At 43.5% G+C, this 19538-nt stretch carries 17 protein-coding genes and 1 pseudogene; 1 reads left to right on the top strand and 17 read right to left on the bottom strand.

All coding sequences use genetic code 11. The features are described from left to right. Positions 1–220 precede the first annotated feature (220 nt). Positions 221–388 carry a DUF2897 family protein gene (locus GHN86_RS22080; RefSeq protein WP_122783318.1) on the top strand — a complete coding sequence of 56 codons (168 nt, stop codon included), beginning with the start codon at positions 221–223 and terminating at the stop codon, positions 386–388. A gap of 109 nt (positions 389–497) precedes the next feature. On the opposite strand, the gene GHN86_RS22075 is transcribed toward GHN86_RS22080, so the two are convergent. The 17 genes and pseudogenes from GHN86_RS22075 to GHN86_RS21995 all read right to left on the bottom strand — a co-directional run bounded on the left by GHN86_RS22075 (position 498) and on the right by GHN86_RS21995 (position 19390). Beyond that, the gene (locus tag GHN86_RS22075) at positions 498–827 is read right to left on the bottom strand and encodes a ComEA family DNA-binding protein (protein ID WP_153377351.1); all 330 of its coding nucleotides are present in this window, start codon (positions 825–827) and stop codon (positions 498–500) included. 109 nt (positions 828–936) lie between these two features. Beyond that, a complete protein-coding gene (locus GHN86_RS22070) occupies positions 937–2937 on the bottom strand; it encodes a nucleoside-diphosphate sugar epimerase/dehydratase (protein ID WP_323370006.1) in 2001 nt (666 codons plus the stop codon). Positions 2938–3006: 69 nt separating this feature from the next. Next, positions 3007–4041: an MraY family glycosyltransferase gene (locus GHN86_RS22065; RefSeq protein WP_153377349.1), complete on the bottom strand. Its 1035-nt coding sequence runs from the start codon at positions 4039–4041 to the stop codon at positions 3007–3009. Continuing rightward, positions 4038–5000, bottom strand: coding sequence for a UDP-glucose 4-epimerase family protein (locus GHN86_RS22060; RefSeq protein ID WP_153377348.1), 963 nt, complete (start codon positions 4998–5000; stop codon positions 4038–4040). Before GHN86_RS22060 ends, GHN86_RS22065 begins: the two co-directional genes overlap by 4 nt. Beyond that, positions 5000–6253, bottom strand: a complete 1254-nt coding sequence (locus GHN86_RS22055) for a glycosyltransferase family 4 protein (RefSeq protein ID WP_153377347.1) — start codon at positions 6251–6253, stop codon at positions 5000–5002. The genes GHN86_RS22060 and GHN86_RS22055 overlap by 1 nt, the downstream gene beginning before the upstream one ends. Positions 6254–6266: 13 nt before the next feature. Then, positions 6267–7397 (bottom strand): non-hydrolyzing UDP-N-acetylglucosamine 2-epimerase, encoded by a 1131-nt coding sequence (gene wecB, locus GHN86_RS22050; protein ID WP_153377346.1) that lies wholly within the window; start codon positions 7395–7397, stop codon positions 6267–6269. Positions 7398–7416: 19 nt separating this feature from the next. Continuing rightward, positions 7417–8532 (bottom strand): UDP-2-acetamido-2,6-beta-L-arabino-hexul-4-ose reductase, encoded by a 1116-nt coding sequence (gene wbjC, locus GHN86_RS22045; RefSeq protein WP_153377345.1) that lies wholly within the window; start codon positions 8530–8532, stop codon positions 7417–7419. 3 nt (positions 8533–8535) lie between these two features. Continuing rightward, the gene (locus tag GHN86_RS22040) at positions 8536–9570 is read right to left on the bottom strand and encodes a polysaccharide biosynthesis protein (RefSeq protein WP_153377344.1); all 1035 of its coding nucleotides are present in this window, start codon (positions 9568–9570) and stop codon (positions 8536–8538) included. 65 nt (positions 9571–9635) lie between these two features. Beyond that, the gene (locus GHN86_RS22035) at positions 9636–10847 is read right to left on the bottom strand and encodes a hypothetical protein (protein WP_153377343.1); all 1212 of its coding nucleotides are present in this window, start codon (positions 10845–10847) and stop codon (positions 9636–9638) included. A gap of 80 nt (positions 10848–10927) precedes the next feature. After that, positions 10928–12151: a putative nucleotide-diphospho-sugar transferase gene (locus GHN86_RS22030; protein ID WP_153377342.1), complete on the bottom strand. Its 1224-nt coding sequence runs from the start codon at positions 12149–12151 to the stop codon at positions 10928–10930. After that, on the bottom strand, positions 12148–12963 hold the full coding sequence (locus tag GHN86_RS22025; protein ID WP_153377341.1) for a glycosyltransferase: 816 nt from the start codon (positions 12961–12963) through the stop codon (positions 12148–12150). Before GHN86_RS22025 ends, GHN86_RS22030 begins: the two co-directional genes overlap by 4 nt. After that, positions 12942–14249, bottom strand: coding sequence for a flippase (locus GHN86_RS22020; RefSeq protein ID WP_153377340.1), 1308 nt, complete (start codon positions 14247–14249; stop codon positions 12942–12944). Before GHN86_RS22020 ends, GHN86_RS22025 begins: the two co-directional genes overlap by 22 nt. 28 nt (positions 14250–14277) lie before the next feature. Further along, a complete protein-coding gene (gene rfbC / locus GHN86_RS22015; RefSeq protein ID WP_153377339.1) occupies positions 14278–14859 on the bottom strand; it encodes a dTDP-4-dehydrorhamnose 3,5-epimerase in 582 nt (193 codons plus the stop codon). Beyond that, complete coding sequence (rfbA, locus tag GHN86_RS22010; protein ID WP_153377338.1) at positions 14856–15749, bottom strand: glucose-1-phosphate thymidylyltransferase RfbA; 894 nt, start codon at positions 15747–15749, stop codon at positions 14856–14858. Before rfbA ends, rfbC begins: the two co-directional genes overlap by 4 nt. A gap of 157 nt (positions 15750–15906) precedes the next feature. Continuing rightward, on the bottom strand, positions 15907–16431 hold the full coding sequence (gene rfaH / locus GHN86_RS22005) for a transcription/translation regulatory transformer protein RfaH (protein ID WP_153377337.1): 525 nt from the start codon (positions 16429–16431) through the stop codon (positions 15907–15909). 88 nt (positions 16432–16519) lie between these two features. Continuing rightward, positions 16520–17940, bottom strand: a pseudogene (locus tag GHN86_RS22000) (MBL fold metallo-hydrolase). A gap of 79 nt (positions 17941–18019) precedes the next feature. Next, positions 18020–19390, bottom strand: a complete 1371-nt coding sequence (locus GHN86_RS21995; RefSeq protein ID WP_323369137.1) for a Wzz/FepE/Etk N-terminal domain-containing protein — start codon at positions 19388–19390, stop codon at positions 18020–18022. Between the last annotated feature and the right edge of the window lie 148 nt (positions 19391–19538).

Here is a 19538-nt window from a genome sequence, read left to right as displayed (position 1 = left end):
GCTCCAGAAAGAAAATCGGGAGCACAGCATCGGGGGTCAGCTAAGCGCTTTGAATATGGGGTTCATGGAGCGCTTACTTTAATCACGGCCGCCGCACACAGTGCTATTTGGAATAACCGGCCTACAATTGAACCACTCAACATCACCTTACTCAAACATGAAAGAACAGCCCCGCTGAGTAAACCTCTTACCCAGCGTATAACCCTTCAAGGAGAAGACAATGCCCTGGTATGCCTGGTTAATTTTGATCGTTGCCATCGGCGCCATCGTTGGCGCATTGATGACCCTGCGTGAGACTGCCAACAAAGTTGAATTGACTGAAGAACAGCGTAAACGCGTTGCCGAGCGTAATGCTGAAATGGATGCGAAAGAAAACAAGGACGGGTGAGATTGCTGGTGGATTGAGTGGCGCTTTTGATGCAGCGCTAATCACAAACTTTAATCCCGAAAACGAAAAGGCCAGTCAATGACTGGCCTCAAGCATTGAAATAACCCGTTTAATTCACCGCCACCTTATTGCGATTTTTTTCAAAAATGGCTTTGCCGATGCCTTTCACTTCCAGCAATTCATCCGTAGACGTGAACTCACCGTTAGCCTCACGGTACGCCACAATGGCTTTAGCCTTGGCTGCGCCGATACCGGAGAGCTCACGCTGGAGTGTCGCCTCATCGGCTGTATTGAGGTTGATCGTAACCAGCTCTGCCTCCGGCAGGATGTTCGCAGCTACAACAGGTTCCGCGCCAACGGGCGCGGGAGCCGCATGAACTGCGCTGGAAATACCGACCAACAAAGCCAAAAACATCGAAGAAATCAAGGCGCTACGCATAAATGACACTCCATTACATCGTTAAGTGGAAACAGCTTTCCTGAGCTGTACTTCAAACGTAGGCGATGCCGATGGAGTGTCAAAAATCAGTGCATTGCAGGGTGTGTAGCTATAAAGGCTCTGCGCGGCGTTGTTGGTGGATCCAGTCAACAATCTCGCCCTCTGGCGCGTAGCCACTGACCGTATTGCGCAACAACTGCCGAACCCGAGTGTAGTCATCATCATCAACGGCTGAGAGCAACTCACCCAGACGTTGTTTGAGCTCATCCCAGGACAACATATCTTCATTGGCGCTCATGATCATCGGATGCTGAGTGGCAACAACGTTGTCACCGATCAGCAACTCTTCGTAAAGCTTTTCACCGGGTCGCAGACCTGTGAACTCGATTTCAATATCGCCATGCAGATTTTTATCGGAACGAACGCTTAAGCCAGACAAGTGGATCATCTTCTCTGCCAGTTCGACAATCCGCACCGGCTCGCCCATATCCAGCACAAAGACATCACCGCCCTGCCCCATCGAGCCCGCCTGAATCACCAACTGCGCGGCCTCCGGGATGGTCATGAAATAGCGGGTAATCTTGGGATGGGTAACGGTCAGCGGGCCGCCTGACTTGATCTGTTTATGAAACAGCGGAATGACTGAACCTGAAGACCCCAACACATTGCCAAATCGCACCATGGTGAATCGGGTTTTATTGACCCGAGATACATTCGCCTTGTCACCGAACAACACAGGTGCGGCCTCACGGCTAAGCGCTTGCAGCGTCATTTCGGCCAAACGCTTGGTGCTGCCCATTACGTTGGTAGGCCGCACCGCCTTGTCAGTCGAAATCAAGACGAAGTTGGCCACACCCGACTGCAAAGCCGCTTGAGCTGTATTGAGTGTGCCAATGACGTTATTGAGTACGCCTTCAGCGATGTTGTGCTCAACCATCGGCACATGCTTATAGGCTGCAGCGTGATAGACCGTGTCGACACTCCAGGTTTTCATCACATCCAGCAGCTTTTGCTCATTGCGTACAGAACCGAGGATGGGCAACAGCTTGACCGACAGCGATTCGCGCTCAATACGTTGCTCGAGTTCCGAAAGAATGCAGTAGAGATTGAATTCACTGTGCTCGAACAGAAGAAGCGTCGTTGGTCGAAGTTCCAGAATCTGACGACACAACTCAGAACCGATGGAGCCGCCTGCACCCGTGACCAAAACACTCTGCCCCTTGATGCAGTGCTCCAACAATTCACCTTGAGCGGGTACCGCATCACGACCCAGCAAGTCAGCAATGTCGACTTCCTGAATGTCATCAACCTTGACCCTGCCACTGGCCAAATCCATAAATCCAGGAATACTGCGAACGTGCAGCGGGAAGCCTTCAAGCAGCCCCAAAATCTCACGGCGTCGCCCACGGGAAGAAGAAGGAATGGCCAAGAGCAATTCCTGCGCCCCGGTGCGATCTATCATTTGTTGAATGTTTTCGGACTTGAACACCTGCAAACCGGAAATCACCCGATCCGCAATGCTTTCATCGTCGTCAATAAACGCCACAGGACGCATCACACGCCCCATGCGCAGTGCAGCGACCAACTGATTGCCCGCAGCGCCCGCGCCGTAAATGGCTACACGAGGCAAACCATCGTCCCGACTGGTGAAAGGAACATGCTGAGCGGCTGCGAACCAGTCACCCAAAAAGTATTGGCGCATGCCCAAGCGCAAGCCACCGAGCATGATCAGGCTCAACCACCAATAGTTGAAGATGATTGAGCGCGGGACCACATTGTCGTGGTTGCTGTACCAATAGACCACAACCGCCAAGATCAGCGATGAGAGACTGACGGCCTTGATAATCGCGATAAGGGCATCGTTGCCGAAGTAGCGCATGACGGCGCGGTACATGCCGAAGCGGATGAATAGGGGGATGGCGATTAAAGGAGCAGCTATAAATAACCAAAAATGCATTTTTACAGGGTTGATCATTTCGTCGATGCCGAGACGAACGACAAAAGCCATCCATAAAGCTATCCAGACCAAAACAATATCAGCACAAAGTTGCAAGACGCGCTTATATCGCCTAGGCAATCTAAGTAAGTAACTACGCAATATATCCATAATACCCTCTAACGACATTGATCGCTTTGACCAGGATAATATTAATTAATACAATCCCTAGTGCGCCCTACCTTATTTTTCAGCCTGTCCGTCTGAAGCTTCTACCGCCCCTGAATTGAATATAACTGCTAATAAAATCAATGGTAGATAAGCTAAAAGGACGCCAGTTAAACCATCAAAATTAAATAACACAACACTTATCGCAACCGGAAACAGCCAAAATATATTTATCAACCCAACGGCTACAGTCACCGGATAATGTTTGCCATATAGACGTGCTGCAAATTGATATCCATGGCTACGATGAGCTTCATAAATTTTATCTTTGCGAATGACTCGCCTGACAAGAGTGAATGTTGCATCAACAATAAATATGCCGAATAAAATAATCCATGCCCAAAATAATTGTGTGGATATCCACGCAGCTTGGAGTGATAAAACACCAAGTGCTATACCAAGAAAACCACTACCTGCGTCACCCATAAAAATTTTAGCGGGAGGAAAATTCCATAACAAAAAACCTGCAACAGACATAATTAGACAAGCAGGGAGTATTATAAGATACTCATGTCCACTCCACCAATACAAAATACACATACATAAACATGAAGAAACTGCTTCTACACTTGCTATTCCATCAATACCATCCATGAAATTATATAAATTAAGCATCCAAACAAGATAAAAGGCGGCACATATAGTTCCAAACCAGCCAAAGTCTATATTTACACCGAAGAAACTTAATGGGGGTAATCCATTTATCCAAAAAAGAGCCCAGGCAGCAGATACTCCATGTCCTAACAACCGCCAACGTGCTGCGATATGCCCATGATCATCCATGAAACCGATAATTGCTATGAAAATACCTGAACCACCGATAGCCATCAAGTCAGCTAAAGGAACAATTCCTTCTATTGATAAAATTGGAAATATGAGAAAAAAAGATATAACAATTGCAACTCCACCACCACGCGGGGTAGGCGCTGAATGTGAGCTTCTTGCGTTTGGAATATCTATAATACTTCGGGACAATGCATATTTTCGTAAAGCCGCAGTCAACGTAAATGAAAGAAGCAGAAGTAAAGGTAAAAGCCACAAATAACTCATTCGGATTTTTGTCCTTTGTAATACATTGCTGTACATTTCAAAGCTTCATCGACTGTAACTAAAGGTGTCCACTGAAGCAAATCACAACTTTTTTCAATATTTACTTGCAGAGAACCACACAATCGATTCGACAGAGATTTTTTCCCGATAACTTTGGCTGTAGTTGAAATCATTACAGATGGAATCGGAAGAAGAAAAGCTGAGGAATCTAAAGCTTTAGCCATGCGCTTTAATAATTGTGTTGTTGACAGATCCTCTCCATCGCTAATTAAAAAAGTTTGATTAGCCGCATTTGGATGTTTTATGGTCTTTACGATAAAATCAACTAAATTATCAATAGCGACTAAGCTGCGAGCGTTATGAATAGATCCGAATGGCAAGGGAACACCCTTGTCCAACCATCGCATCATGTTCAAAAAATTAGCCTTTACACCGGGTCCGTAAACAAGAACTGGACGAATAATAACAATATCCATTCCAGTAGCTGCACCCAATTTCCGCAACCCTTGTTCCGCTTCCATTTTAGAGACACCATAAGGGTCACTAGGCGCAGGAATATCATCTGCAGTATATGGAGCCCCAGGAAAAGTGCCTTCGCCATTTACCTTTATTGAACTGATAAATATAAAGCGGCGAACCCCAGCGGCAGCAGCATCTCTAGCCAGCTTAAGCGTGCCAGCCACATTTACTTTACGGAAAGCGACTAATGGATCAACTTCAGTATCATGCATAACATGTACACGTGCTGCGCAATGAACAACTGTATCGACACCTTGAAGACTATGTTCAAGAGAAGAACCGTCAAAATCTGTAAATTTTACAGTAGGTATATTTAACGGAAGTTTATGTTCATCGCTCCTAATAGCAGCGATGATAGGGAATTCATCTTTAATCAATCGCTGTAATAATGCAGCACCTACAAATCCAGTTGCACCGGTAATAAAGACTGGTTGCTCCATCACTTACTATCCTTGCGTAAGGTCGCTTCCTGAAAGAGGGCACCTAATCGTTTGAGAATTTTAGTCTTATTAAAATTATCAAGGTAATATTCACGACCGGCTTTGCCCATTTTCTGCCGAGCATCGTTACTCATACTAGCTAAATTAAAAACTATTTCTGAAAGCGCTTTAGCATCCCCTGAAGCGCATGATAATCCTGCACCAGATTCATTAATAACACGTGCAGCTTCGCCATCAATCATCCCTATGATCGGTTTACCAGATGCCAAATAAGCTTGTACTTTTCCAGGGATGGTTTTTTCAAAAACGTCATTTGTTTTAAGCGATACTAATAATGCATCAGCGCAGGCGAATAACCCGGGCATTTCATGCAACGGGTGCCGACCTAAAAGCAAAAAATTATCAAGGTTTAAAGCTTTAATTTTTATTGCAAGCCATTCGCTCATCCGTCCATCACCAACAATCACCCAGCGGACAGATACTGTACCTAAGAGTTTTTGTGCAGCTTCTACGATTGCTGGAAAATCTTGAGCCTCGCCAATATTACCCGCAAAGACAACTGTAAACACGGCCGTATTCTTATCAAGCAATGAAGTGATTACTTCATCAGAGTTAGAAAAATCATCTTCCGCCCAACTCGGGAAATATATGATCCTTTCAGGAGATATGTAATTAGTACAGTAATATTTCACATTCTCATAAAAACCATTAGATTGAATAAGCAAGTAATCAGCACGATTATAAATCCACGAAACCATGCGACCAACAATAGATAATAACTTTGGCTGTCGTAGAACTCCTACAGCACGTAAGGTTTCAGGCCAAAGATCAAGCACCCAAACAAATACAGGAGCTTTTTTTATGCGCCCTATAATCAAAGCAGGGATAGCAGCCATGATTGGCGAAACCGCATAAACAAATATACTATCAAATTTTAATGCCCGTAACTTCCACGGCCCGACGACTGAAGCTAGTAAAAAAAATGTTAGATAATTCAACATCAAAGTAATGCTATTTTTACCGCGAGGAATTAGAGGAACCCTTACTATTTTTGCACCATAATACTCGCGATAAGCTGATGGCGTAGATTTATACTCATCATATATTTTTCCTTCAGGATAATTAGGCAACCCAGTCAATACAGTAACTTGATGCCCTTTTTCAGATAAATCCCGGACAAGATCATTAATACGCATATTTTCAGGCCAAAAATATTGAGTAACAATGAGTATGTTCAATTTTGTAGCGGGCATAAAATTTACTCGTTCAATAGAGCTTCCAGACTATTCGATTCACATAATCGGTATAGCTATGAATAATTCTAACAACTTTTTCTGAAACGTTAGGCATACTGTAATCAGAGACTAGCCGAAGAGTACGATCCTCATCAATACCCTGACTTTCTAATATCGATAAACCTTGGAGTACACGATTCAGTTCAAGCCCAACCATCATAACCGATCCTTCTTCCATCCCCTCAGGTCGCTCATGCGCTTCCCGAATATTTAGCGCTGGAAAATTCATTATCGATGACTCTTCGTTGATAGTCCCGCTGTCTGATAAGACGGCCTTCGAAGTCAATTGAAGTTTATTGTAATCTTTAAAACCTAACGGTTTGAGCAATTTTACATTTTTGTGAAAAACTATACCCATAGCATCCACCCTCTTTTGGGTGCGCGGGTGTGTTGAAACAATTACAGGAAGACCATATGTTATTGCAATGGAATTTAACACATCAACTAACTTCAAGAAATTTCTGTCAGAGTTAATGTTTTCTTCACGATGCGCACTTACGACGAAAAAACCCCTCGTCTCAAGTCCAAGCTGTTCGAGAATATTCGATGAATCGATACCCTCACGATAATGATTAATCACTTCAAACATCGGACTACCAGTCTTGATAATCATGTCCGGCGGTAGCCCTTCACGTAACAAATAATCACGAGCAATGCTACTATATGTCAGGTTTATATCTGCAGTGTGATCAACAATACGACGGTTAATTTCTTCAGGTACTCTCATATCGAAACAGCGGTTGCCAGCTTCCATATGAAACGTCGGTATTTTACGTCGCTTTGCCGGAATCACCGCCATGCAACTGTTAGTATCGCCAAGAACTAATAGTGCTTCAGGCTGTACCTGTTCAAGAACCTGATCAACTGCAATTATTACATTGCCGATCGTTTCAGCGCCATTTGAGCCAGCAGCATTTAGGAAATAATCTGGTTTCCGAATCCCTAGATCTTGAAAGAAAATCTCATTGAGTTCGTAATCATAATTTTGGCCAGTATGTACTAAGATATGCTCGCAATGCCTATCTAAAGCGTGAATGACTCGTGACAGTCTAATAATTTCAGGCCGTGTACCAACCACAGTAACTATTTTTAATCGCGTCATGAAAACCTCTAAATTAGAATTAAGATTCTGTACCTACAGGCATCGTAAAAGTATCCGGGTGTTCACGATCGAATACTTCATTTGCCCACAACATTACAATTAATTCATCCTCACCTGTATTCGTAATATCATGCGACCAACCCGGAACGGTTTCTACTACCTCCGGCTTTTCGCCGCAAGTGAACAATTGATAGAATTCGCCAGAAGTAATATGCCTAAAGCGAAAACACGCATTACCTTTGATAACCAAAAACTTTTCGGTTTTAGAATGGTGATAATGCCCGCCGCGAGTGATGCCAGGGTGGGCAGTAAAATAAGAAAACTGACCGGAATTTTGAGTTTTAAGCATTTCCACAAATACACCCCGAGCGTCACCATGCTTAGGGATTTCATAAGTGAAATTAGCAGGAGGTATATAGCTGAGATAAGTTGAATATAATGCCCTAGTCAACCCAGTCCCAACTGGCTCAGTGATAAGGCTTTTACGACTTTCTTTGAAGGAATATAATAAAGATGCAATGTCGCCCACAGTTGTTTGATAGGTTGGACTGACCTCAATATATGGAGTGCCAGACAATAACTTATCCATCACTGCGATAAAATGAGAAATCACATCGTCAATATAAACCAGTGTAATAGCAGCCGACGGTTCATTAACATGAATAGGTAAGTCATTAGCAATATTGCTACAAAAAGTTGCGACTGCTGAATTGTAATTCGGCCGAGCCCATTTACCAAATACATTAGGTAATCTAAAAATATGCACAGGAATATCATACTGCTGAGCACTTTTGATTAGTACTTGTTCCGCATGTAACTTGCTTAACCCATATTCATTTTCAAGTGAAGCCTGAATCGAAGATGTAAACAAAATAGGAATTTTACGGCCATTTTTTATAATAGCACTGCAAATGTCTTGTGTTAAATTCGTATTAGAATTGAAGGCTTCATTATTTTCAGGTCGATTCACACCGGCAACATGAAAAACAAAATCGACACTGTTCAACATTTCTTCAAGGGCGCTGGCACTATCATTTCTTGAGTATAGCAAAACCTCTATATCTGTTCGAGTAAGTAAATGAGCAGAAAGATTTTGTGCAATGAACCCATTAGACCCGGTAATTAATACTTTCATGTGTTACTCCTCAGGAGTTACATGTTCGCCACGCTGAATGGCCTGCATGAAGTCTAGTTTCAGAAGCAGCTTTATCATGCCATCCGTGTCTAAGCGGTTAGTATTATGGGAGTTATAATCATCAGCTTCGGAAATTTTTTCTTCTCCATTCTCAACAAACTTACTGTAGTTCAGATCGCGTAGGTCAGGCGGTACCCGATAGTAATCACCCAGGTCTTCAGCACATGCGATTTCTTCCCGACTAAGAAGTGCCTCATATAATTTTTCTCCATGGCGCGTCCCAATTATGTTTATTGGATGTTCTGGAACCCCTAATAAAGTGGTAAGCGCCCGCGCTAAGGTTTCAACTGTTGCTGCAGGAGCCTTTTGTATAAAAAGATCACCATTATTGCCATGTTCAAATGCATATAAAACCAAATCGACAGCATCCGATAAGGTCATCATGAAACGCGTCATATTAGGATCGGTTATAGACAGAGCCTTTCCAGAACGAACTTGCTCAACAAAAAGCGGAATGACAGACCCTCTCGAGGCCATTACATTACCGTATCTAGTCCCGCAGATGACAGTTTTGGTCTCGTCCACATTTCTAGACTTAGCAACCATCACTTTTTCCATCATTGCTTTGGAAATACCCATTGCATTAATGGGATATACCGCTTTATCGGTACTAAGACATACCACTCTTTTAATTTGGTTCTGAATGGCCGCTTCTAATAGATTATCTGTGCCTATAACATTTGTTTTAACAGCTTCCATCGGATGAAATTCGCATGAAGGAACCTGTTTAAGTGCTGCGGCGTGAAAAATATAATCTACCCCACGAGTAGCATTTAATATGCTTTGATAGTCACGAACGTCACCTATGTAAAATTTCAACTTCGGATTATTGTAACGCTTGCGCATGTCATCCTGTTTTTTTTCATCACGGCTAAAAATTCTAATTTCAGAAATATCCGTGTCAAGAAATCGTTTTAAAACAGCATTACCGAAAGAACCAGTACCCCCAGAAATTAGTAGCTTTTTTCCCGAAAACATATGTCACACCTTTCTTAGTTAAAGTTTAGAACTATTTATTCAAGCAAAATTAAAATATGTAGATTTCAGTAATCTTTTTTCCGAACATGAAGATAAGCGCCTGCTGCAAACCCCATCACAAGCATCCCGTTGGAAGAAAATATGTAGGGATTTATAGATGACATCAAAGCATATAAAAAAATAGATGGCCCCACCCATGGATAGTTTGTTTTTATTAATCTTTTACTCGCACACAACAGAAACAAGGCATAGATTAACAATCCCAAACCTATGATTCCAAATACTCTGATCATTTCTAAATAGGTTAACTCAGTCTTGCTGGCACCCTCAGGCAGCATGTTCGCGACTGCACTTGACCATGTATGCGCGTTAAATCCTTGTCCAAAAAGAAATGTCATAGGTTGTGCAAACAAGTCCATATATGTATTCAAGTAACCAATTTTTTCGGAATTACTTGTTTCATTTGAACTAAACATTCCTGTAATAACAGGCAACTCAAGAAGCCCCAATATAGGAATAAAAAGCATCGCAAAAACGAGCCATAAAAAAAGTGATTTAGCCCCGTACTTCCTCCACAACCATACAATAAATGGTGCAACCAATGACATTATAATACTTGCGCGTGTGCCCGACAAAAACAACGCCCCCATTACAAAAAAAACCCCGACGAGATGGGAGATTTTTTTTACTTCGAAAAAATCCCAGCACTGTTTACATAATAAAAAGATAAGCATTGGCGAGGCTACAAAATATATGTAGTAAAAATCGACACCTGCGTAATTTCGACTCCCTATGTATGCAGCACCATTATCAACAAAGAAGAATAGAAAATTGGACTCTATTTGGAATGACAATAATACAAAGCCAATCCATATCACAAGACACAGTAAGCGTAGAGACAACACGAGTGCCTTGCTTGCAGCTCTGCAATATTCAGGTATCAGATAAAGCAATGCGCAAACCATATACACTGCAGATGAAATATAAGAGGTATCAATGAACGGACCATTCCCAAGCCCACCTCTAAAGGCTGATATTGCAAGACCATAAACTGGAAATAATATTATAAACAGTATACAGATGAACAAATACGAACTATCAATAGATCTAGGTACTCCGCTAATCAAAAACCGTAACCCTAAGTAAGCGAGAATAAATGCAATTGATATGAACTTTAAAGAATGAAACGCTCCGACGGGATCGAAAACACATGCAACCCAAAAAAGATAAACAGTAAAGACACCTACATGTGTCGATTTTATATTCTCATATTGCAATATTTACTCTCCCTGGAAAAAAAATCAGCATTGATCAATTTATTAAACGCATCATAAATCTGATGCGTTTAAAATATGATTCATAACTTCCAGAGGTCTCGATTCAGTCGGAAGCTTGAAAGAAACACTAACAATCTAGACAAATTCATAAACCTGTTCGGGCCCACCAATAAGAGTGCGAGCTTCATAAGTGAATTTATGACTTTTAATTTAGACCGATTGCTTTCTAAATCAGAAAACCCACTCGATTTATATGAAGAAGATTTACGCAATAAGAAATTCTTTTTTGCGAATGCTGCAACTGGGCCGGCAGAGTCAAATGGGTCATGGCCATCGATAAAATCATTCATTACGCTAGCGTAAGCACGCCTAAGAGTAGGTGAAATGTAGTCCCCATTTGACATCACATCATATGTATACGGAACAGAAGGCACTTGCGTCTTAAAATCATCCAATGCTTCTTTATAGATATTGACCAAAGGGATGAAGTCTTGGCGCAATAATTGTTGATCAGCGAAAGGTCGCTTAGACAACAACTCCGGTTTACTTTCATCAAATGAACTAAAATGAAAGAATATCAAAGGAAACTTATCGTTAATTATAAAGTTATCGTTTTTCTTAGAAATTTTTCGCTCGTGTAAATTCCAGAAAGCAACATTCCATCCCAGATCAAAGCTTGTATAAAGGCTTGGGAAAAAACAAGGCGCTATACTTATCCACTTTTGATCTGTCGATAAGCCAAATTGCGTTTCAAAATAACAAAGGTTTAGGCATCTTTCACTCCACCACTGAAGAAACCTCACGGATTCATTTGTCTTCCTTATTGCATAAAAGCCAAGATTATATGAACCAAAACGCATCATACCCACATCGGATGACTCATTAGGGGTAATGTAGTGTGGCGTTAGCACAATATCTTGCTTATCCAACACTTCCAAAATTGGGTCAATAGATGAAAACATGCAAATATCGGGATCTAAAAATACAACTTTTTCATTATGCTCTAACAGCTTTAATGTCAGCCACGGCTTTAAGCTGGTACTAAATTCAGTTATATCATACTTAAAGGCATAGGTTTCAAAATCCTTTAAACCAACATCCTCAATCCATCGGATATCAGCGACAGATTCATATTGAGCTGAATCAACCTCAACAGTCAGCTTATCAAATAAGTAGATTATTAGTTTAGGAGCCCCAAATTTTTTTAATGAACTAGCCAAGACCAGTGCTTTAGGTAAATATGCAATATTACAGACCGTAAAAATTGCACACTTTGCATTTGCTTCTTTAGATAATGGATTCATTTGCTACTATCTCGTTTTAAATTTACAACGCGCACAACGCTTTGGCAGGCCAAATAAATAAATAGCATCCTAAGTATACTATTACATAACTTCCATTCCTTATGCTTGATAGATGTACCAACAAGCCTAAAACTAGACTTTGTTGTATCTACAATACGAAACCAAGGATATGCGCGCAGATGATAGTCTTTGTTAAATAAACGATACACCTTATCTTCTTGCTCACTTACATGGTCAAAACCAGGAGTATAAGAACACTCTCCGATCTTAAACCCGGCTTTCTTACTATCTAAGCAATACTTATAATCCACGCCATCAACAAAATAGCTTACATCATGCCATCCTATGACCTGAAGATTGCTTAAAAAGTACAAACTACCGCTATTGATAGTAAGATCAATATCCAAGAGCCCATCATCTCGAGCTTTGTTACCAAGTTTGTTTTTGGCATTAAAAAACATTGAACTATAATTGCTCATTGTTTCATATCGCGAAAAATAGAATAACTCAATAAATTCCAGAGTTTCAATACTAAATACTGTATCTTGATCAAAGAACAATAAGGATTCTATATTATCAGCTTTGGCTTGAGAGCAAATTGATGACAAGCCATAACCTAAGCCGACATTTTTCCCAACGGTAAAATATTTTATTTCTGGATGCTTATGTGAAAACTCCAGTGCGTTTAGATTATCTGGTGAATTGTCATATATGTAAACATCAAATCCTGCTTCAGACGCCATGATCAATCGATTGAATGTGTCTTGCTTTGCTTTATAAACGATAGTGCCTATAGCAATTTTTCTACGCATTTCTGAGCCTCATGCTTAACGGAGAATACTTCATAGGTTAAAGCGAACATGAGGACCATATCAACAAAGGCTCGTCCAACCCATACAAATACTGCACCAGTTAAACCAAAGTTTTTTACAGATATGAATAGAACTGGGAAGTACACACAGAACTCTATCAAATGTACGATTGCTGTACCTTTCGCATTACCTGCTGCCTGTACGACTGAATGAGGTATCTGTGCTATAGAATTGAATAAAATCCCTATCGACATAATTGAAGCTAAATACCAAGAGTGATCTGCAAAATCCCGTCCTAACCAGAGTGTTATTCCTAAGTGTGAACCAAAAGCGCTAATAGAGCATACTAACAACATGACTATAGCAACAAAGCCCACACTCTTTTTGAAGAGCAGATAAGCTTCAGATTTGTTTACGGCCAATAAAGCCGCTAGCTTGGGGAAAATTGCTGCAGTCAGTGCTGCGGGAAGAACGAGGAATCTTATAAGAATCTCGAAGGGTACGGTATAGTATGCGACCAGACTTGCGCCGACTATCGAAGATACTACAAATCGATCCCCGGTAACCATCAAAGGGCTAATTATGTTAGACAGTGTCATCCATGAACCAAATGAAGCTAGTTCCTTTACGTCTTTTGAATGTTCTTTTGGCGATACCAAATAAAACTCAGTTTTCTGCCGTACATAAAATACGTGAGCGACAAAAATGAGAATCCTAGAAAGTACGAGACTACTTACCATCCATTTTAATTCCGGACCTAGCAGCATAACTGTTATCGCCGGCATTCCGAAATTAGCTAATCCTAGAATAATTCGAAGTATGTTTACCTTTCCGAATTCCTGATATGCCTCCAAAATCCCTCTCAGGCCGGAGGTTGCAGTTGTAAAAGGGATTCCAAAAGCAGCGATTATAAGTGATGTATACACATCTGATTGCAAGGGCACGCTAATACCCAACCACCGCACACCCCATATAGATGAAACACTAGCGAGAATGATCCCTCCTAATACTCCTGCCCCTATTACTAGAAGCATGCCTAGATTTATAACATTAGGCACATCATCTTCATTACCTTCTGCTAGTTTCTTCGCTATGTCCTGTGTCAATGCCCGACCGAGGCCAAAATCAAACAAGCTAAAGTACCCTATGAGTACCCAGACAAGTGTCAAAACACCAAAAATCTCTACGCCAGACTTTTTGAGCAAGTAAGGAATAGTTAATGCACCAAGCAAAAATGGAGCGCCTGTACCTACTAAGTTCCAGACTGTATTTCTTCTAATTGACATGTTAAACCTAACGAAGATATTGCTTCACCTAGATACAAAAAAGATCGGCATTGTTAATCTCGTGCAAAAGCAACGCTTCATTATCTTTGCTTGAAACATTAAGATGAATGCCATCCAAAACTGGCCATTCGATATTTAAATCCGGATCATCCCAACGGATGGCTCTTTCACAAGCCTTTGAATAATATGCAGTGGTTTTATACAGAAACTCAGTATTATCTTCTAAAGCGATGAAACCATGAGCAAAGCCTTCAGGTATCCATAGCATTTTCTTGTTCAAATCGCTTAGTTCTACTCCAACCCACTTACCAAAGGTTTCAGAACCTACGCGGATATCGACAGCCACATCAAAAACAGAACCCTTTACCACTCTTACTAATTTGCCTTGGGCATGTGGAGGAAGTTGATAGTGAAGTCCGCGCAAAACATTCATTTTTGACGACGAGTGATTGCTTTGCACAAAGGATTTAGGTATGGGCAACCCAACCGCAACGAGACTTCGATGAAATGATGATTCATTGAAACTTTCCATGAACCACCCACGATCATCATTAAATACAACAGGTTCCACAATAACTACATCTGGTATTTCAGTTCTAATGATTTTCATGTTAATTGATTCTCGATGTGTAGCTTTTGAAGATATTGCCCATACCCAGTCTTTTTTAACTTTTCAGCCTGAGCACTTAACTTTTCAGGAGTAATCCAACCACTGTTAAACGCAATTTCTTCCAGGCACGCGACTTTCAAACCTTGGCGATGTTCGATGGTATGCACGAAGTGACTGGCTTCGAGCAGCGATTCATGAGTACCTGTATCTAACCATGCGAAACCACGGCCCAACATCTCCACGGTGAGGTTCTTTCGCTCGAGGTATACGCGGTTGACATCAGTGATTTCGAGCTCACCACGTGCAGAGGGTTTTATGTTTTTAGCAATCTCGACAACATGATTATCGTAAAAATACAGGCCCGTTACGGCATAGTTAGATTTCGGTTTCGCTGGCTTTTCTTCGATGCTGAGCGCGCGCCCTGTGCTGTCAAATTCAACCACACCAAAACGTTCTGGATCGGATACGTGGTAACCGAATACAGTTGCCCCGCTCTCTTGCGACATGGCAGAGCGCAGGTTATCCGAGAAGTGTTGCCCGTAAAAAATATTGTCCCCAAGAATCAGGCATACAGGATCTTGACCAATAAACTCTTCGCCAATGATAAAGGCTTGTGCCAAACCATCGGGGCTAGGCTGTTCGGCGTAGCTGAGTTCGATGCCATACTGGCTGCCATCGCCCAGCAATTTTTTAAAGCATGGCAGATCTTCTGGAGTTGAGATGATCAGAATTTCGCGCATGCCCGCCAGCATCAGCACAGACAGCGGGTAGAAAATCATCGGCTTGTCATAGATCGGCAGCATTTGTTTCGACACGCCCAAGGTGAGCGGGTGCAGCCGTGTACCTGAACCGCCGGCGAGAATAATACCTTTACGCTTGATGGTGCTCATCTAACTAGCTCTTCCTTAACTAATATGCGGTTGTCGATTGAAATGCCTTCATTCGACAAGATTTAATGCTTAGACACGCTACCGCCCCAGGATTGATCGTCAATTTCCTGAGAACTTGCAGCTTCATCATTGCCCGGGCTCGATACCCGAGTACTGCTTAGCTATTGGCAATAGAAGCCAAAGGCATACTGATCTGTTGTTGTCGGTTCATCAAATTGATAAGGAGGATGACGCGCTCCTCACCGTCCATCGACATGAAAATCGACTCTATGCCTGCAAATCCTTCATCTTTCAATGTAACCGTTTCGCCAGGTTTGAAAGCGCACAGCACGCTGGATTGGGCACGGGCTTGCAATTGCTCAACCAATTGTTGGCTTACTGGCAATGGCTGGCCACCAAAGGCAACCACGCGTGCAACCCCGCGACTGGAGCGCAAGGGCGCCCAGTTTGCGCCTAGGGGCATATGAATAAATAGATAACCTGGGAATAAGGATTCCTGGACAAGCTGACGCTTACCCCGCAACAGTCTTTCACGACTGCATACCGGGCGAGCGCATTCGTAGCCTTGGCGCACAAGATTTTCCTCTGCACGCTCATCTTGCTTAGGTTTGCACTGCACCAAGTACCAATCCCCTTGCCTTGAGACGGCCGAGGTGTGAGGTGCAACGGTGGTTATGTCCATTTACCGTTCATTCCGCGTCTTCCTTGGTTTGCTATTGCGCTTGTCGTTGCCGATAGCAAGCCGCTAAATTCTTATGATGTTCGCGTTGCTAGCTGGCAGGTACCAACACATCGACCGGCAGATTTCGAGTGCTGTACAGTGCTTGCAGTTTCGCTGCCAATGCTTGCTTTGCTGACATTTCACCGTGCACCAATTTTATCTGCTCTGGCCATTTGTCCATGCCGGACACAAAGTTGAGCAAGTCTAATTGGTCAGCATGCGCAGAGTAACCACCGAGGGTCGTAATATCTGCCGAAATCCGATAGCGCTCACCTTCAAGGTCTACATATCCACCCTTTGGGCCATATTTTTGTATGGCTGCCCCTGGGGTGCCAGGGGCTTGATATCCCATAAAAAACACATTATGCCTCGCATCACCCAGCATGGCTTTGAGGTAATTGACGACTCGACCATTGGAGCACATGCCATTTGCGGCAATCACGATCGCAGGACGACCCGTACTGCTTAGGTAATTGACCACTTGTACATGCTTGGCGTGGCTGTCAACCGTGATGAGCTGCTGGAAATGCAGCGGGTTTCGCCCCGCTTCAAGTCTCTGTTGAGCCTCAGCATTCCAATAATTATCCAACCCGCGGTATGCGGCTGTCAGTCGACTTGCCAAGGGTGAATCGATTATCACAGGCAGCTGAGGCCAGTTGATCGGTAAACACTGATCCTCATCCAGGCTTATGTTCGCAGGCGTAAGCAGTGATTTACGATGAAGTATGTCTTCAATTTCGTAGAGCAACTCTTGGGTGCGGCCCAAGCTGAAGGCAGGTATTAAAAGTGTGCCTTGATCTGCCAACGCTTTATCAATAGCTCTTTCCAACCGGGCATGTCGCGTTATTCGATCTTCGTGCAGTCGATCACCGTAGGTGCTTTCCAGGATCAGAATATCGGCACGCTCAGGCGACTTAGGCCCTGGCAGCAAGGGCGTGTTGGGCGCACCCAGGTCTCCAGAAAAGACGACGCGCCGATTCAGGGCTGTTTGCGGGTATGTCAGATCGCATTCAACATAGGCAGACCCAAGTATGTGCCCTGCTCTTTGCAAACGAATACGCGCCTGTATAGCATCGGACTGCGAAATGGAGAACCACTGCCCAAACGGGATGGCAACTGTCTGCTTCTGTACGCGCTGCAAATAGCGATCAAGGGTGCGAGTGTCTCGACTGAATTCAAGCTTGAAAGCGTCTTCCAGCACCAGAGGCAGCAGCTTGGCCGATGGCTCGCTGCAAATAATCGGCCCCTCGAATCCCGCGGCCAGTAAATACGGGATTCGCCCAATGTGATCGGCATGTACGTGGGTGACGATTAGTGCCTTGATCCCCTGGATGGAGAAGTCTATTTTGCGCGCACGTTCATCAGCTGCAGAATCATTTCCCTGAAAGATTCCACAGTCGATCAACAGACTGCTATGTGCGTCCATGTGCAATTGATGGCACCGTGGTGGATGATGTGCGGATATGGCATAAGCTTGCTCTCGATACAACTCCATGAAGAGGCAATTAGTCCACAATCAAGGCCGTCAATCACCCGGCCTTAATGCTTTTCAGGAGCGATCGTTTTGCAAGGTTTTTCCGCTAAGGCCTGCATCGTTCGAACGGGTAAGCGTCGCTGACAACGCCGGCGCCATCGATGGTTGAGGCCCCGCAACGCGCGCCTGCGCATAGTGGCGCACAAGGGCTATAAGCACACCCAACATTCCACCCAATACCAAGCCGAGCAGCAATATCAGGGCCTTTTTCGGTTTGACAGGGGACGTGGGCGCCAACGCTTTACGATCAATGGATACCAACTTCAAATTGGTGAAATCCAGATTGCTCAAATTGCTCAGCCGGACAACTTCAGCACGTAACGGCTCAACACCTTGCAGAAATACGTCTTCGTTCTGACGTTGTTTGAGCACTTCCACTTCGCGATTACTTTGCAGTAATTGCAGCTCTCTTGCGATTTGAGCAATACGCGCTTCGGTGAAGTCATCAGTTTTACGCTGCTGCAACGCCAGCCGCTCTGCCTCCAGGGCCTCAACCCCCATGAAGTACAGCGGGATTTGTTGATTCGTTATTTCGGTGCGCATGATGCTGGAGTCACCGCTACGTGCAGAGTCTCCCAACGCTGAGGGCGTGGTTGGCTTTTGAATACCCAGCGAGCGGGCGATGCCAATGGCTTCGCCCAATTGGGCCATTCTGTCTGCACGTTGAGCTTTGAGCTGATTACGTAACGCTTTCAACTCGTCTTGCAATTGTGCACGCTTCAGCGCATCCGCTTCTTCAAGAGTCGCGATGCGTGCTTCCTTGTCATTTTCATAACCGGAGCGAGCGGCATTTATTTTGCCTTTAAGCTCGGTCAGACGGTTATTCACGATGACTTTGAGGTCGGCCGCAATCTGATCACGCTCAGCGTTGATCGCGTAATCTACAAAACCGTTAAGAATCTGAACGCCATCAACCCCTTGGGGGTAGTTCAATTCAAGACCGATGAATGCACTCAAGGAATCGGCTTTTTTAGGATCTGGCTGAGTCAGCTTTAAAGAGTCCCGGTTGAACTCCTCGAAACTTTGTTCAAGGGAACGTCCAGGCTTTTTAAATTTTTCAAATAATTCCTGATTTTCCCGGAAAAAGCCCAAGCGCGAATCATAAGACTCAAGGCTGGCGCCGACTTTAAGCAAGGCTTCACTGGGAGGGAGCGTATAAACACCGGAGCGGTTCAAAGCATCCAGTTCATTGATAGCTGCCGGGCGCAGAACGCTGGTGACTTTGTATTCCGGGGTCACTGCATAGGCATAAATCAATGCAAGAAGCCCACAGACTGCCGTGGTTGCGATGATGATCAGCTTTTGCTTCCAGATTGCTTGAAATAAAGCAATCAGATCGACTTCATCAACTGAAGAATTTCGGGGAAAATTAGAAATACTTGTCACAACAAAGGCCTGCCTTCAAAAGAAACTGCGGGCTCGTTATGCAGAAATTTTCTTACGTGCTTTTTTATTGTAGGCGGTTGCAGGAGCTGAGTGCAACACGGTTATTGAATTGACGCAGGAGCATCATATTGCATAGCCAAGGCTTTCT

It is taken from the genome of Pseudomonas helleri (assembly GCF_009600315.1).
In the GTDB taxonomy this organism is placed as follows: domain Bacteria; phylum Pseudomonadota; class Gammaproteobacteria; order Pseudomonadales; family Pseudomonadaceae; genus Aquipseudomonas; species Aquipseudomonas helleri_A.
The sequence above is the reverse complement of the archived record's forward strand: the minus strand, read 5'-3'. Positions and strand labels throughout refer to the sequence as shown.

What these genes read in the sequence shown, in the direction of transcription:
- GHN86_RS22080 (WP_122783318.1), top strand. Translation starts at nt 221, where the DNA reads ATGCCCTGGTATGCCTGGTTAATTTTGATCGTTGCCATCGGCGCCATC.
- GHN86_RS22075 (WP_153377351.1), bottom strand. Translation starts at nt 827, where the DNA reads ATGCGTAGCGCCTTGATTTCTTCGATGTTTTTGGCTTTGTTGGTCGGT.
- GHN86_RS22065 (WP_153377349.1), bottom strand. Translation starts at nt 4,041, where the DNA reads ATGAGTTATTTGTGGCTTTTACCTTTACTTCTGCTTCTTTCATTTACG.
- GHN86_RS22060 (WP_153377348.1), bottom strand. Translation starts at nt 5,000, where the DNA reads ATGGAGCAACCAGTCTTTATTACCGGTGCAACTGGATTTGTAGGTGCT.
- GHN86_RS22055 (WP_153377347.1), bottom strand. Translation starts at nt 6,253, where the DNA reads ATGCCCGCTACAAAATTGAACATACTCATTGTTACTCAATATTTTTGG.
- wecB (WP_153377346.1), bottom strand. Translation starts at nt 7,397, where the DNA reads ATGACGCGATTAAAAATAGTTACTGTGGTTGGTACACGGCCTGAAATT.
- wbjC (WP_153377345.1), bottom strand. Translation starts at nt 8,532, where the DNA reads ATGAAAGTATTAATTACCGGGTCTAATGGGTTCATTGCACAAAATCTT.
- GHN86_RS22040 (WP_153377344.1), bottom strand. Translation starts at nt 9,570, where the DNA reads ATGTTTTCGGGAAAAAAGCTACTAATTTCTGGGGGTACTGGTTCTTTC.
- GHN86_RS22030 (WP_153377342.1), bottom strand. Translation starts at nt 12,151, where the DNA reads ATGAATCCATTATCTAAAGAAGCAAATGCAAAGTGTGCAATTTTTACG.
- GHN86_RS22025 (WP_153377341.1), bottom strand. Translation starts at nt 12,963, where the DNA reads ATGCGTAGAAAAATTGCTATAGGCACTATCGTTTATAAAGCAAAGCAA.
- GHN86_RS22020 (WP_153377340.1), bottom strand. Translation starts at nt 14,249, where the DNA reads ATGTCAATTAGAAGAAATACAGTCTGGAACTTAGTAGGTACAGGCGCT.
- rfbC (WP_153377339.1), bottom strand. Translation starts at nt 14,859, where the DNA reads ATGAAAATCATTAGAACTGAAATACCAGATGTAGTTATTGTGGAACCT.
- rfbA (WP_153377338.1), bottom strand. Translation starts at nt 15,749, where the DNA reads ATGAGCACCATCAAGCGTAAAGGTATTATTCTCGCCGGCGGTTCAGGT.
- rfaH (WP_153377337.1), bottom strand. Translation starts at nt 16,431, where the DNA reads ATGGACATAACCACCGTTGCACCTCACACCTCGGCCGTCTCAAGGCAA.